The organism is Maribacter sp. 1_MG-2023, assembly GCF_030547005.1.
Lineage (GTDB): Bacteria > Bacteroidota > Bacteroidia > Flavobacteriales > Flavobacteriaceae > Maribacter.
The window spans coordinates 131,276-146,746 of record NZ_JAUOPN010000011.1; the positions used below are offsets into that span (position 1 = coordinate 131,276).

At 33.4% G+C, this 15,471-nt stretch carries 11 protein-coding genes; 2 read left to right on the forward strand and 9 right to left on the reverse strand.

The window, feature by feature from the left end; genetic code table 11:
• Positions 1-9: 9 nt before the first annotated feature.
• The 8 genes from Q4500_RS13350 to Q4500_RS13385 all read right to left on the reverse strand — a co-directional run bounded on the left by Q4500_RS13350 (position 10) and on the right by Q4500_RS13385 (position 12,014).
• A complete protein-coding gene (locus tag Q4500_RS13350; protein ID WP_303600142.1) occupies positions 10-1,587 on the reverse strand; it encodes an amidohydrolase family protein in 1,578 nt (525 codons plus the stop codon).
• A 46-nt stretch (positions 1,588-1,633) separates the two neighbouring features.
• Positions 1,634-3,340, reverse strand: coding sequence for an amidohydrolase family protein (locus tag Q4500_RS13355; protein WP_303600143.1), 1,707 nt, complete (start codon positions 3,338-3,340; stop codon positions 1,634-1,636).
• A 69-nt stretch (positions 3,341-3,409) separates the two neighbouring features.
• Positions 3,410-4,198, reverse strand: coding sequence for a 2-keto-4-pentenoate hydratase (locus Q4500_RS13360; protein WP_303600144.1), 789 nt, complete (start codon positions 4,196-4,198; stop codon positions 3,410-3,412).
• Between the two features lie 186 nt (positions 4,199-4,384).
• Positions 4,385-7,147, reverse strand: coding sequence for a LuxR C-terminal-related transcriptional regulator (locus tag Q4500_RS13365; RefSeq protein WP_303600145.1), 2,763 nt, complete (start codon positions 7,145-7,147; stop codon positions 4,385-4,387).
• A 132-nt stretch (positions 7,148-7,279) separates the two neighbouring features.
• Complete coding sequence (locus Q4500_RS13370; RefSeq protein WP_303600146.1) at positions 7,280-8,191, reverse strand: bile acid:sodium symporter family protein; 912 nt, start codon at positions 8,189-8,191, stop codon at positions 7,280-7,282.
• Positions 8,192-8,659: 468 nt separating this feature from the next.
• Entirely contained in the window at positions 8,660-9,385 is a 726-nt protein-coding gene (locus Q4500_RS13375; RefSeq protein WP_303600147.1) for a Dyp-type peroxidase, read from the reverse strand.
• Complete coding sequence (locus tag Q4500_RS13380) at positions 9,376-9,591, reverse strand: hypothetical protein (RefSeq protein ID WP_303600148.1); 216 nt, start codon at positions 9,589-9,591, stop codon at positions 9,376-9,378. The genes Q4500_RS13375 and Q4500_RS13380 overlap by 10 nt, the downstream gene beginning before the upstream one ends.
• 1,529 nt (positions 9,592-11,120) lie before the next feature.
• A complete protein-coding gene (locus tag Q4500_RS13385; protein ID WP_303600149.1) occupies positions 11,121-12,014 on the reverse strand; it encodes a bestrophin family protein in 894 nt (297 codons plus the stop codon).
• Between the two features lie 821 nt (positions 12,015-12,835).
• On the opposite strand from Q4500_RS13385, the gene Q4500_RS13390 reads away from it, so the two are divergent.
• Positions 12,836-13,915, forward strand: coding sequence for a metallophosphoesterase (locus Q4500_RS13390; RefSeq protein ID WP_303600150.1), 1,080 nt, complete (start codon positions 12,836-12,838; stop codon positions 13,913-13,915).
• 140 nt (positions 13,916-14,055) lie between these two features.
• On the forward strand, positions 14,056-14,829 hold the full coding sequence (locus Q4500_RS13395; RefSeq protein WP_303600151.1) for a hypothetical protein: 774 nt from the start codon (positions 14,056-14,058) through the stop codon (positions 14,827-14,829).
• 84 nt (positions 14,830-14,913) lie between these two features.
• Here the strand turns inward: Q4500_RS13395 and Q4500_RS13400 are convergent.
• Positions 14,914-15,471, reverse strand: a 558-nt coding sequence (locus Q4500_RS13400; RefSeq protein ID WP_303600152.1) for a YqhA family protein, incomplete at its 5' end; no start/stop codon positions are given.

Below are 15,471 nucleotides of genomic sequence, written 5' to 3' on the forward strand. Positions count from 1 at the left end.
GTGTTATTCTTATTCTATAGTTCTTCGTATAGGCTGACCCGGAGCAGCCTCTGTAACCAATTCACCTTTTTTGACTACGGCTACGCCGTTTACCAACACATGATTCACGCCAACGGCGGGTTGGTTAGGTTTTTCATACGTCCCAACATCGGCTACAGTTTCGGGATCAAACACAGTAATATCGGCGTCCATACCTACCTGCAATCTGCCTTTCTTTTTCATTTGAGGCACAAAATCTTCAATGGTTTCGGCAGGCATTAAAGCCATTTTACGAATGGCTTCGTTTAGTGTCATTACTTTCCGTTCACGTACATACGACCGTAGTATTTTAGCAAATGTTCCATTGGATCTTGGGTGGCTGAAAGTACCTTCTGGTAAGGGCCAAGCATCGCCATCGTAATTTTCAATATGGCCCTGATCATCAAAATACATCCAGAACATCTCATCGGATTCAATCAATATATTGGGATGCATCACCGACTTATCGAGCAGTGCTAGATCTTCAGGATTACTTTCATCTAAAAAGTGCCAAACAATAAAAGTTCCCGGCTTATTTTTTTGGTAATCGTTCAGTTGATCTTCAGTCATCCGTTCTGTGCCCAACTGAAAATTATTTGCTGTACTCCCCATACGCTCACGCCAGCCTTCTCCAGAAAACATAGCAGCACCAACTACCGTACTTGCAGCTCCCCAGGGATATGCCCCTACTGTGATATTGATATCTTGTGCTAAAGCATCATCTACCAAGGGAATAATAGATTCAATATCCTTTAAAGACGTACTATTTATATGACATAAATGCATATGAGCACCTGTTAAGGCTGCGTTTGAAATAAGTTCCTTAACCGCTTCATAAGAACTTTTAGGTTCCATGTTACTTGCATAACGCACATGTGTATAAGAGGCTACATCATATTTGGCTGCCATTTTAGCTAACTTATAGTATTCTTTTTGTCCGTAACCAGGTGCATAACCCGCATTAATACCTATTCCTAAAGCGCCTTCATTTAATCCTTCTTCTACATACCCTAAGATTTTCTCTTCTTGTGCGGGCGTAGCGATATTCATCTTCCAGTCCAAATCTTTTTGCGCATTTTGAAAATAAGCGACCGTGGCTTCAGGTTCAGTATCGGAAAACGTGGCTATTCTTGCATAGGTCCAACCAGATGAAGTACCATAGTTTAGAGGTAACTTTTTAGCTGCTTGACCTTCGTACCATGGGCCAACTGGCAAAACTCCTGACTCTAACTCCAGCATGGTAGTCACACCTTGCATGGCCTGCATACGGTAATCACCGATGTTTTGACCATGTGCATGAATGTCTATAAATCCAGGAGACACTACTTGATTAGTGGCATCAATGGTTTCTTTACCGCTAATGTCATCTGCAGTAATAATGGCTATTTCACCATCTTTAATGCCCACATTTTGTACGGCGTCAAAATTGGTTTCCGGATCTATGACACGTCCATTGAGAATAACCATATCAAATTCTTGACTAGGATCAGCTCCTTTTTTTTCTGTAGTTTGCTGGCAGCTACTTAAAGAAAGTGCGGCAATACATAATGTTAGAATTATATTTTTCATTTGTTTAAAGCGATTAATTATTTGTTTTTAATTGAATTGATATTATTTAATCATTTTTTAATATTTTTCCTGCTCCAGAATCATCATCTAAATGAATTTCTAAAAGCTCTGGATTAATTCCAATGGTGTGCTTATTCAACCATTTTTCTGTAACAATGGGTTCGAACCTCCCTTTAGGCTCAATAGGAAAACGCACCTCCTTACCTGGCTTCACAGGAAGCACCTTACTTTCTTTGACAACAATGACTCCATTGACCAAAACATAAGGTATTCCCGTAGTAGGTATACCATGTTCTCCAACTTTAAAGCCAGAATTATCGGTTATAGTTTTAGGGTCAAAAATGGTAATATCAGCAATCTTTCCTATTTGAAGTCTTCCACGTTCTTGCATAGCTTCTAGTCCTGTGTCACCCAAGTGTTTTGCCACCCAATAACTCGCTTGGGAAATCGTAAACATTAAAGGCACCCCTTGTTCTCTTGCCAAACGGAAAGTCTTTCCACGCGTTCCCGATGTCCTGGGGTGGCCACGGTATTCGTTCCAGTCGGCATCCCAAGACAACAACTGACCATCATCACCTATGCCAGCCATGGCATCACTGGCTAAAGTCATGTGAGGCATTGTTAACCAGTTGGGCATCCATTTATCTCGGTAAGGAAAAAATACAACTACGGCACGACCGGCATTGTTTTTTACCAAATCAGCATACGTTTTATCGGTTAAGTAAGCATCATCTACCGGATCATAAAGCGTTTCTTCATATTTGTAACCATATTTGTCTTTCCATACTTCCGGACGCAGAAAAGCTGCGCTTACAGGTGTTGATCCTGCCGCATAGGGATAGTATTCAGACCACATGTTAAGCCCTCTCTCTCGGGCAAGCTGTAATTTTTCCTCAATCTCCCACCAACCATAATCATTGTTATGTGCCATCAAAAGTGGCGCACCTAGCAACATAGCGTTTGTAAATATCTCGTCAAAAGCAATGGGGGCTTCAGTAGGTGTATCTTGGTTGAGGTGATACCTTGTGTGCACTGATGTGAGACGGTTGTAGTTTGCGGCTACTTTTTGCGCTGAAAACAATTCGTAACTCGTATTACCGTTGGCCATATATGCAACTCCGGCACCAACACCAATGGCGCCTTGCCGCATATCCTCATCCATGATTTCCATAATCTGGTTCATTTGATCTATTGAAGACTTTGTTACCGACCAGCCAGGAACACCGTCTTCTGCAGCTTTAGCGATAACTGGGCCAGCAACAGAAAAATCTAGTGGATCTGATAAATTAAGTTCAGGATCGTGGACCTTCATACGTACTATATTTAAGCCTGTTGTTGTGCCATAGTTCACTTGCCAGCCTGTTTCTGCTTTTTTATCATACCATGCTTTTACATTAAAGGCACCGAGTTCAAGATCCATTCCAGTGGTAACTCCATCACGGAGTGCCATTTTGGTTGCAAAAATGTCTACAGCGTGGTAGTGCGTGTCTATAAAGCCAGGAGATACAACATGCCCAGAGGCGTCGATTGTTTCCTTACCTTTTATTTTTTGCTTAGTTATAATGGCTATTTTATCATTTTTGATTCCGACATTGGCGATGTCGTCAAACATGGTTTCAGGATCCATGACACGGCCGTTTAAAATAACAATGTCAAATTCCTGATTATAATTCGTCGATTTGTCAATCTTTTCCTGGGCACATACACTGATGAGACTAGATGTGAAAAGTAGTAGCGTAAGTAATTTTTTCATGTTTTTTGAAGTTTAATCATTATTGATTCGTGATATGTTTTTTGTCTTGCCTGTGTTCATTATTTATCTTTAATTTTCATATTCCACAGACACCTTACCCAAATCGCCAAAATCAGCAGTTACTTTGACGCTTGGGCTTTTGGGCAATGGTCCTATTGCAGCACCTGTGGTTATCCAGTCTCCAGCTTTGACGTGATGACCACGATTGATCAAGTGATTGACTAACCAGGTAAGCGAGTTGAGTGGTGTCCCCAAAACATTTGCTCCTGTCTTTCGATTAATTTCTCGGTTGTCAAATAGTGCTACGACTTCACAGTCAGCTAAGTTGAGTTTTTCCCATTCTGGCACCGCTTTACCATAGACAAAACTGTAATTGTTGCAATGGTCGGCTATGATATCTTGTACTCCTTGCCCTTTAGGAAAATCGTTATAACGTGCACCTATAATTTCGATGGCGGGGTGTAATGTAGCAACGGCATTTTTAACCTCCTCTGGGGTGTAATCCTCCCCTTTGTCGTATAAGTCTTTTCCCATGGTAAAGGCAAACTCAAATTCAAATCCGAATAACGAAGGCAAACCATCCTGTATTATTTTAGGACTAGAGCTAATCCATTTTTCGAATAAAGGGCCTGAAATCGGTTCGTTGACACCTGCTTTTAGCATCAATTCATCATTGGTAATAGCAACTTTCCAACCGCACTGTTGAAGGCCAATTTCCGCAATGATTGTATCCTGTATTTGGTATCCTTCTTCAATACTTATTGGACGTAGTTCAACGGGTAGGGTTATCAACTTATTTTCAAAGCGCGCCTTTATCAATAAATCGGCTGCTTTTTTTATGCTGTCTTGAGTTTTCATTGATTATATTTTCTGACATGACGCCTATTAAAGTGTGAGGGAAATTCATGGCCTGGAATATAATATTCATAGCTTCTCAAATTTCATGAAAAACCACTACTAAAGCAATACCACTAAAGTTGTATTTTTAATAAAATTTTAAGAAAAACCAGAATGTAATAACTTTCAATTCTAGCACTTTAGAACTTAGGGCTTAGGACTCTGGGCTTGGGGCTTTGGGCCTGGGGCTTGGGACTTTAATAAGTTGAACTTATTAGCTTTAATCACCGCCCCAATTCTGTTTTTAACCTTGAGCTTTTTGTAAACACTTGAGAGGTGTTTTTTAACGGTTTCTACAGAAATAAAAAGTGTAATAGCGATGTCGTTATTTTTAAATCCTTTTGCGACGAGCTCTAAAATTTGTAATTCGCGTTTAGAGATAAGGATTTCTATTTTATGTACTATAGATTCTACTATAATATCTTGAGTACTTTCAGTACTATGAAAATTTTGTGGATAAACGCTTGAGTCCTTACTAGCGGTTTTATTTTGTTCTGAAATTTCAAATAAGGACAAAACGCGTCGCAAATATGACGATGAAACAGCCTTTTGAGCCATATTTACTAAAACTTCATGTACATGATAAGAAAATTCTTTATATACCAAGAGATCTCCTGTTTCTTCTGAAATACTTAGGGCTTCACTCATATAGTTTGTAGCATCGTTAGTCTTACCTTGCATATGAGAAGCAATAGCGTTTAGTATATTCAACTGTAATAAAAGATTTGAATGTTGCTGGGCTCTACCAAATTTCCATAAACTTTTAGAAGCCTTATAAAACGTTTCTAAATCATTAGTTTTATTGGTATATAACAATACCTTTAATTCGGTAATTTGTGTTAAATTGTAATACAGAAAAGGTGCATACAGGTGAAAACTGCTTTTCTTATAAAGTTGAAGTGCTTGCTCATAGTTACCCTCGCGCAAAGCTACTTCTGTTAGCATAACATTTCTAAATTGAGAGATGTTATCAGCATTTAAATCTTTACTAAATTCATCTAGTTGTTGAATGGCCTCTTTAAGACCTTTATAGTTTTGATGTAGGCTACAATAAATTTTGATGCCTAGGATATTGGCATACCAGTAGGGACGCATTGCATACCTATATTCATGAGCTTTCTTAAAATATTCTTCACACTTTAAACAATTCGCTGTCCTATAATTATACTCTAACTGGAAATAAAGTCCCATTCCCAAAGTTTCATAATGACCGTACCTTTCACTTATATCTATAATCTGAGAAACAAAGGGTATGCAATTTTTTAATTCACTATATAGCCTATATATTGCAACTTTGCAAAAAAGAATACGGACAATGCTATGAGTTTCTGACTTATGCAAAAAGTCTAATCTACTATTTAAAAAATTTAATGCTTCATCTTTTTTATTTAAAGCATTCAAGGCAAAGGCTTTGTATGCATAAGAAAACGTTTTAACTGATTTGGCATTATCCGACAATAAGGCTAGTGCTTGATTTACAGACCCTAAACTCTCCACGTATTTACCTGAATGGTATAATATAACGGCATTCCACAACTTGCATTCACCCAACTGCTGATTGTTTAATTTCTCCTTTTTTATTGCCTCATCACATTGTTTTTTAATCTCTGGCAAAAGTTTTATTTTTCCTTGATTTTCTCTAATATGCGCATTTATTAAGAGTAGCTCTATATTACTTTTACGATCAGCTACAGGAAATAGGTTGTAAATTTCAGCTAATCTGTTATGTTGGTCTGTATTTAATAACTGATACCGAAAGCTCTGAAGGTGATATATAGCCATTTCTTTGTTACCTGAGGCAATCATTTTGCTCATACCTTCCTCATAGAGCTTATTGGCGATTAACCATTTTCCACCTGATATGAGACAATCAGAACGTAAATCTTCAAATAAATGGTTGCTAAAATACACTTCAAGAGCCTCCTGAAATTGATGATGAAATCGAAACCATTTATTAACAGTATCCAAACTAATAATAAAATTATTCTTGTTTTTAAGCGTTTGCGAAATTACAGTTGATGACAATCCTGATTCGAGATCATCCAAAACAGTAGAAATAAGATTTTTACAGAACTGGCTAAATAAGGAGCATACAAACAATACTTTTTGATTATCCTTAGATTGACGGTCGATAACTTCTTCGATAAAATAAGTGTTGAATTGTTGTTGGTTTAAAATCTGAAGCTTTTTTGCTAAAGGAGTTTTTAAGTCTTTATAAGAAATTAAAAGTTGATTAACGCCTAAGAACCATCCTTCTGTACTACGATTTATAGCGTCTATTTGATTTGCGTTTAAAGATAAACTAAACGATGATTTAGCATAAGTTTTAAGTTCAGAAGGCGTTATGTTTAAATCACTTACACCAACTTCATTGATTAACTGGTTTATGCTATATTTTTCAATATTAATGGTTGGATTCTGCCTGGTAAGTATAAAAAGATGAATATTCACAGGCGGAAATCTAAAATATATCTCAAATAGCTTAAGTGTTTGTTGGTTTTTTAATGTATGAAAATCATCTAGAACAACATAAATTTTTTCTTTTATAAGATTGATTTCAGACAAAAAGGTATTGAAAAGTAATGCTTCCTTTATGGGTGATTGCGAAGCCAGTAATTTTGAAGTGAGCTGGAAGGGATTTATTTCATTTTTAATAAATCCGTATGTAATATAACTAATTAATACCTTCAGATCATTCATTTCAGTATCACAGCTAATCCAAATCGCCTTTTTGTTTTCGACCCAATGGCTTACCAGAGTACTTTTTCCATAACCTGCACCTGCACAAATGATTGTTGCAATTCTATTGCTGTTTTTTTCTAAAAGTCCTTCTAGGCGATTCCTTTTAAAGTACTCCTGAAAACAGGTCGGAGGATTTAGTTTTGTTGTAAGAATCTGATTATGTATCATAACATCAAAATTTATGAAAATTATGGAATGGATAATTTAGAAATTAGATTTGAATATTTTAAAATAAATTTTCGTGAGTCACTTTGGTGATTTGACTCATTATTACATTAAATCTAATCGACATTCTACGTTTTAGTCAACATGATTTGGGTTTGCTTCATTTACTTGTTTAAGTGATGTATTTGGGCATTTCCCAAGTTGCCACATTAGAAGACCTCCAGTTAAAAACATCCATATCGTATAAGCTACCGTTGGAATTGCCATTTCTATATTATTTAATATTGAAGTAGCAATTACAAACGCCAAAGCTCCGTTTTGAATACCACTCTCGATAGTTATTGAAATGGTATTCTCAATATTTAATTTAAGAAGTTTACTAACTAAATAACTTACGCCCATTGTAATAATATTTAATATCAGTGTAACAAAGCCAACTTCCATTAAAGCGTTACCAATCAAACTTAAATTGGAGATGATTACCGCTATGAAGACTAAAACAAAAATAAATGTTGAAGCGAAATGCATTGGTTTTTTCATTCGCTTTGCAAAATGGGGTTTTAATCTAAGAATAAGCATTCCTGTTGAAATAGGAATAACAACAATTATCATGATTTGAACAATCGTATCTAATATGGGCAAGTTAATTATAAGGTCAGTTCCCTTACCAAAATATTCTAATGCAAAAGACAAAATAAAAGGTATTGTGATTATGCTTAAAACACTAGCAATAGCTGTTAATGTAACTGATAAGGCAATATTTCCTTTACATACCTGGGTTATTAGATTACTAACCACCCCACCAGGACAAGACGCTAAGATTATTAATCCAACTGCCGTAGTTGGGTTTAAATCGAAGCTCATAGCTAGTGAAAAACCAATAATGGGTAACAAAATAAATTGATTTGTAAGGCCAATCAAAATGGCTTTAGGGTATTTCACTATTCTAGTAAAATCACTAGGCATTAATCCCATCCCCATTCCGAGCATTATTATCGCGAGAGATATTGGTAAAAATACTTTGCTAATAAGTTCGGTAACTGTCATAAGTGGATGTATTTGTTGGTATCTCTAACGATAAAATACAGTTCACAAATTTAGTTGAAAGCGTGCATATTATTGGATAGGATAAGTGCTTATTTTTTTTATCAATATTTCACTTTGCTAGTCGGTTAATTTTAGTTCTTGAATAGAGTTTACAGTTCCTAAATGATGCACAACGTATTCCTTTAGTTTACAATAAATATCTTTATGTAGAAAAAGAAGAGAACTCTAACGTGTTTTAGATTAGCGATCCCTTACACGAACGAGTCCTCTCTATCTATATAGTTGCCAAGAACCATTTGGAATACCAGGAGCATTGACTCCCGATAAAGGAAGCAGTTTTTATTTCAATTCTCTGAGCAAGATGTTGGCTCCGAGAATGCACAATTCATCAGGTGTTAAAGTTCTGGAATCGGTGTTTAGTTTTCTTTCCAGACAAAACATGAACTTAGCTTTACATTCCTAAACAAATTAACTACTCATTTCATCCAAGAAACTTTGTGGTGGAACAAAATACAGAGTTCCTGTTTTTGCAGTTACAAAATCCAATAATTTATCGTGATGCCCTTTTTCTCCTGGCTCTATCATTTGTTTTAGTGATGTTTCCATTACGTTTGCAGTCTTCGCAAAACCAATAAACATAGTTCCATGCTCCATTGCATTGCCAAAAGGTCTATTTTGCCTCAACATTTTAATTTCTCCACCATCAATCTCTACTTTGGATTTTACGTTGTGAGCATAAGGTTTCTTTTTGTCGTCTGCAATTTCGATGTCATCCATTTTTGTTCTTTCTATCACCCCTTCCTGATATTCGGTTGTTAATGAATCCCATTTTTCTTGTTTGTCAATATATTGTTGGACAATAAGGTAACTCCCCCCAATATAAGGCTCGGAGTCTATAATTACGGCCTTAGCTCGCTCAATATTTTTTGGATTTTCTGTTCCATCTACAAAGTCAATTAAATCTCTGTCGTCCAAATATTTATAACCTTGAATGTCTTGAATACCATTAGCTATTGGTTTAAACATAGAAAGAATATATTTCGATGCTTGGTAGTTTAAATCCATTCTCATAGATTTTACCATTACAAATATATCTCCTGGAGTGGAAGGAAAGTGCCTATCTGCTGACCTAAGTTCAATAAATGGGTGTAATTCATTTGGCATTGGCTCATTAGGAAATAAAGCTAAGTCCATCCTTTGTATGAAAACCCAATGGTTATCGTCATTATAGAAGTGGTGTCTTTTTGACCAATAGATTTCGATATTTTCGAAAATTCATCTATTATGGCGGCAACTGTTTCTGCTTCAAATTTATCCTTTTTTAATTCTAAGGTCAAGTATTCGACAAATGGAGTTGGATCTGAAAGTAATCCTTCTTGAGTTTTGTTTACTAAATTCATTGTCTTTATTTAAATTACTTACAACAAAGATATATAGTTAATATTAACTATATATCTTTTATCTGTGAACATTGATGCTCAAACCTTTATACATCTATAACACTCCATATAGCTATTTTCAAAATAAATAAAGTGATTAAAAACCCCGTATTACCCCACAGCACTGCACATTACTGTACTATAAGCTAGAACAAGTGGGACCACTTCATTTAATAGTTTTAGACTAACCAGTAATTAAAATATTAAATTTCCGATTGGAAATAATTATATCATTATTAATTTAGGAGTACAAATTCAAACTGTTATATTTGCATCTTAAAGAGACATAAGCAAGTAAAAAAAACAGTGACTTAGTTAATTTCAATAAAATTTATACCTTATTTGTATCATATTCGTTTGAAATGACTATATAAATTGATATTGTTTTATATTAATATTTTGACAATAGACCAGGCTAAGTGGTAAAGTAATTTTTTGAGTTTAGTGTATATTTTTTAACTTAGTCCAGTATGGTAAAAAAAATGAAATTTTATTTATACCTTTTTAGTAGAAATTGTATATTTGCCCACCATATAGACAAATATAATTTGTTTTTAAATAATTCTTTTTGACTTTAGTGTACAATTAGGTGAATACATACGTTTAAAAGTGTTTTAAAAACTTGAAATACAAGGTGTTATAGAATGTTATTTCGTTCTGCCACCCCGACAAAACCCTGCAAATCTTTTGATTTGCAGGGTTTTTAATTTTACTGTATGTTTTAAATATTATAATAAGCATATTTCTTTCATGTAATTCGGTCAATAAATCTAATAACTGACTAAAGAGTATAAAGTTGAATAAGTGCCCGTTTGTAGTAAATTTTGTGTGACCCAAAAAAATACTTCCTCTTGCGTAGAAAATACCTATTTAGCATGATTTTACTAGCAAAGACATAGAATAGATTGTTGGAAAATGGTTTGAACCTGAATTGTAATATTAAGCTACTGAGTTCAGTTTAGGCATTTTTATGAATAATGGAAATACAGACTTTTCGTTCATACCTTTTGATAATATGGTTTTTCAATTTTAAATCAATAGTATACTCATATATTGTTTTGAAGGTGATGGTTCAAAAGATTTTATATTGACAGGAAATCACCGTCAATCTGAAGTAGAAACGACTAGTACCGATGCAGGTGTCGTAACTATGCTCGAAGAAAATGGGAAAGGTTACTTTGAATACCTTTTTTATTTTGAATCTGTTTTTTTTATTTTTCTGGAGACGTTCGAAACATGAAAATCGTAAATAATGAAAAGGTTAAATTAATTTTGGCTGCAAATAATAATGGTAAATATGATTTTTTAGAATCAGAAATTTAGATAATTACTTGTTGAATGCTAATTAAAATATTTTCAATAAATTTTAGTTTTTGTCATCGGTCTATTTAAGCGTAATCTTCAAATTTGAGGTTAACCGCTAAAAGTCAAGCCATAAATTGTTTTAATAGAAGTAGTAAATAGTAAGGTAACTGTTTTAAATGAGGGGGTTATAATATATAGAAATCTTCTTTTATTGCTGTATCAGTCTGATCTTCGGGTTCATTTATTAATTCTTTGATGTTTGATTCAATTGCTCTGCAAATTGTAGTCATTGCAGTGTCGTTCGGTCGGTTTTCAAAAGGATCCTGCAGTAAGAATGCTGTTTTTTCTAACATTACAAAAGGCATAGTTAGAACAATTAGCAAAGGAAACTCATAATAATAATCAAGTTCGCTCAAGGCTATGGCTAAAATAATTATGTAAGAATAGATGAATAGTTTAAGAAACAATCTATATAGTATTGGAAAAATGGTATTCTTTATCCGTTCGGCTTGCCCCATTGAATCCACCAATTTTTCCAAGGTGTTGAATAATGTAATTTGCTGATAAGAATTGATTAGACCTTTGTGGTAAAGCGATTTAATGTCTTTGCCAATCAGGTCGATTAAGACCAAAGGTCTGTGTTTTCCTTTGTTTACTGTTCTTTTGTCATCTTGGCTTAAAAAAGCTTCTAGTACTTTAATATTATATGTATGGCGGAGGTGCTGTTCTAGTGCATAACACCAACTAATCTGCCTCATGGAAATCAAGGCAATTAATTTGTGGTCTTCTTGACTGCAAAAATTTTTAAGCTGCACCACTAAATTTCTTGAATCGTTTACGATAGCTCCCCATATTTTTCTGGCTTCCCACCAGCGATCATATGACTGGCTCAATTTGAACGACAGAACTAATGATATTGCGGTACCTAATACTGCTGGTATGCTAAAAGGAATATCAAAAGTAAAGTGATATACTTCTGTATAAGTTGTTAAAATTAAAGACAAGGGTATAATTCTTAGTAAATCTCCTTTTGCGATACCCAATATGTATTTTATTGGAATTCTTGTTTCTATTATCATACTATTTTTCTATCGAATAATCTTTGAACATAAATAAGAATCTCTATGGTATCTTATTCAATTGTTATTTGCTGATTAGTTATAAATTATTAGTCAAAATGTAGGTGGTAATTTCTCTTTTAAGCAACCTAGCTATTAAATAATGTTTGTATAAATTAAAATACTACTTCTAAGTAATCTTATTAACTTTTCCAATTTTTAAATTTAAAAAGAACAATTCTAAAATTAGGTGATAGCAAAACTTATTAACGCTATGGTGGTTTATTTTTTTTTATTTCGAACAACCAAGACCTTTTTAATTCTAGGTAGTAAGTTTTAATTTATTTGGTATCAAAGTATTTATCTAGTTCATTTTTAAAACTAACTTAAGCTTGTATTAGTTATATTATCATTAAGGGACATATTAGTGAAAACTATATTACCTGCCTCTATTTAAAAAGTTTTTTGAAAACAATCTAAATATGGCAAAAAACTATAAAAAATATCGATTCATTATTTTTGTAAAGATTTTAGTAAAAAAAAATTCAATAATAGATCATTTGGGCACTAGCTTTTTTTTTATGTAAGTTGTCAAAACATACTTAAAAATAACTTTTTGTATAATTACGGTTTTAATTATGGGCCAATCCAATAGTATTTCGTCATTAGATACTTATAGGTTCAATTAAATCTCTATTTTTATAATAGTCTGGCGCTATTTCGCTTTAAGGCTATATTATACGGCTATGTTTTACTTCTGTTTAGTAAAATCGTCATTTGGTTGAATACTTGTATTATTCCAAATCTTGATGCTCAAAATTAATTCTAATTAAACTAACAAGATGAAAAACTTTCTATATCCAACTTTGCATTGGTTTGTTCGAGCTATTATTTTTATTTTCATTTTAACCAGTAATTCTCTTTACAGTCAATATGATAAATTAGCTTCAGATGTAAAGGTGTTGTACGAAGGTCAGATTGATGATGGACCTTATATAGAAATTTTAAAAAAGAATCTAAATGTAGCGGTAATTAAAGACGGAGAAGTTATTACAAAAGAAATACCAAAAACTGCTATTAATATTAAGTTTAAGCCAGAAGCATCAATATATAAAGGTGTTTCAAAAATTGCTGCTTTTAGTGACCTTCATGGACAATATGATTTGAGTTTAAAGCTTTTGGAGAAAAATAAAATAATCGACAAAAAAGGCGATTGGAATTTTGGTGACGGACATTTGGTAATCGTGGGTGATATTTTTGATAGGGGCGATAAAGTTACCGATATACTTTGGTTTTTATTTAAGCTAGAAAAGCAAGCTTTTCAACAAAATGGTAAGGTGCATTATCTATTGGGAAATCATGAATATATGATTTTTCAAAAAGACCTGCGCCATATCAATAAGAAATATAAAAAGACTTCTAAACTTCTTAACACAACTTACACTGATTTATTTGGTAAGAATACTGTTTTAGGAAGGTGGCTCCGTTCAAAATCAACCATTGTAAAAATTAATGATGTTTTATATGTTCATGGTGGAATTTCCCCTGAATTTGTAAATGAGGCTCAAAACTTGGGCAGTTTAAATTCAAAAATGAGAAAATCAATTGATATAGATATTGATTCTAAAAAATTTCAAAATAAATATGAAAAATATTTTTTAGATAATAGTCCAGTTTGGTACCGGGGATACTTTAAGGATAGTTTAACCGAGGGTGATATTGATGAATTGCTTTTAGGTTTGAACGTAAATAAAATAGTAGTCGGTCATACATCTCAAAATAGTGTAAAATCATTGTTCAGTAATAAGATTTTTGTAGTTGATTCGAGTATAAAAAATGGTAAAAAAGGGCAGTTGCTTTTCATTGAAAATGGGGTTTTTTCAAAAGGAACCCTTAATGGAAATCGAAAACAGTTTAATTAGTAGGGTTTTAGTTTTGCCTTGTATTTTTAACGGTATTGAAAATACCTGAAAGAGTATATTTTAAAAATCAAATCACATTTTTCACGATAAGTATGAACAATAAGAGACAAATATTTTCTATTAAATTGAGAGCCATATACATGACTAGTTTTAAATATTCAATACAGAATATTCAATTATTCGGAGTTTTAGCCACACTATTACTTTCGTCTTCTATTGTTATTGGTCAAGTTCAGTCAAATAAAGAAACTGTTGTAGTTCCAGAACCACTTATGTTCGATTTAGTGAGAGGTTTAGGAGCTAAAAAAGGGGAGTTGGAAATTAATACCTTAGCAGATTTTCCTTTGAATAATAGTTCTGAAAGAGGGGTAGAGTGGGCGCCTGAAATAGAGTATGCGCTCTTCAATAACTTTGCTATTGAATTTGAACTGCCTTTAAATAATTTTGAATTGGAAGCTTATAAAATGGCAATTCAATGGACAATGGGCTCTTCTAATAACAATAAATTTATTCATGGTATTCAGGTTATAGGTGAAAAGTACGTGCATGATGATATTTTTGAACTTAATCTTCTTTATGTACCAGCATATAGATTTAATGAAATTTGGAGTGCAATTGGCTTATTTGGAATAATGGTCGAATCTGGTTCTGACAGTCCTGATAATAATAGCACAGTACTTTTGAATGCTTCTGTTTTTGCAGACCTTAATAAAAATACTGTTGTTGGGTTAGAAATCAATAATTCAGACCCTACGTTTCAAAAAATAGATAATAACGAAATGGAATTGCTCATTTTACCCCAAGCACATTATGAATTTAATAGCGGCTTTTCATTACAATTTGGTTTTGGTCCTAAGTTCTCTGATGGTAAAACAAATGCTTCTGCCGTTTTAAGGGTCATCCAATCTTTTTAGAATATTTTGACCAAAGTATAGTCAATTATGAGTTTTGTTTTACTATTTAAGGGTAATTTATATTTTTAAATATGAACCTATTAATTATTTTTGACCAAATTTCATTACGAACTTACTACTTGCTATAATTAGTATTGCAAGTGGTAATATTACAAGGTTCCAACTGAAATCGCCGCTTAAGTGATATACTTGATTAACAAACATAACTACCAATGTCGTAAGTACAGTATCCCAAAGAATTAATTTAAGTTCTATAAAATTCTCTACAACGAGCCATTCTGGTGTAATTTTTTCTAAAGCATCAGCAATGCGCGAAGGTTTAGGTAAAAAAAGTTGTGCAAAACCAATAGAAGAAATCAAGAAAAGAAAGGCAATTAGAAATATATCTATGGCTTCAAGTAGTTTTATGGCAGGTGCTGATTGTGTATGAATTTGCCCTCTTATAATACCTTCTATTCCTTGTACCATTTCATAAGTACCTACACCAATAAAAATTATTGCGATTAGAAATGAACTTATAATAGGTGCTAGAATTATTATTTTTATAAATGTTTTCATAATGTTGTCTAAGTTCAAGTCATAAGTGCAACACGAATATTTAAAACAGATGGGGCTAGCCCCATCTGTTTTAGGCTCAATATT

What these genes read in the sequence shown, in the direction of transcription:
- Q4500_RS13350 (WP_303600142.1), bottom strand. Translation starts at nt 1,587, where the DNA reads ATGAAAAATATAATTCTAACATTATGTATTGCCGCACTTTCTTTAAGT.
- Q4500_RS13355 (WP_303600143.1), bottom strand. Translation starts at nt 3,340, where the DNA reads ATGAAAAAATTACTTACGCTACTACTTTTCACATCTAGTCTCATCAGT.
- Q4500_RS13360 (WP_303600144.1), bottom strand. Translation starts at nt 4,198, where the DNA reads ATGAAAACTCAAGACAGCATAAAAAAAGCAGCCGATTTATTGATAAAG.
- Q4500_RS13365 (WP_303600145.1), bottom strand. Translation starts at nt 7,147, where the DNA reads ATGATACATAATCAGATTCTTACAACAAAACTAAATCCTCCGACCTGT.
- Q4500_RS13370 (WP_303600146.1), bottom strand. Translation starts at nt 8,191, where the DNA reads ATGACAGTTACCGAACTTATTAGCAAAGTATTTTTACCAATATCTCTC.
- Q4500_RS13375 (WP_303600147.1), bottom strand. Translation starts at nt 9,385, where the DNA reads ATGGACTTAGCTTTATTTCCTAATGAGCCAATGCCAAATGAATTACAC.
- Q4500_RS13380 (WP_303600148.1), bottom strand. Translation starts at nt 9,591, where the DNA reads ATGAATTTAGTAAACAAAACTCAAGAAGGATTACTTTCAGATCCAACT.
- Q4500_RS13385 (WP_303600149.1), bottom strand. Translation starts at nt 12,014, where the DNA reads ATGATAATAGAAACAAGAATTCCAATAAAATACATATTGGGTATCGCA.
- Q4500_RS13390 (WP_303600150.1), top strand. Translation starts at nt 12,836, where the DNA reads ATGAAAAACTTTCTATATCCAACTTTGCATTGGTTTGTTCGAGCTATT.
- Q4500_RS13395 (WP_303600151.1), top strand. Translation starts at nt 14,056, where the DNA reads ATGACTAGTTTTAAATATTCAATACAGAATATTCAATTATTCGGAGTT.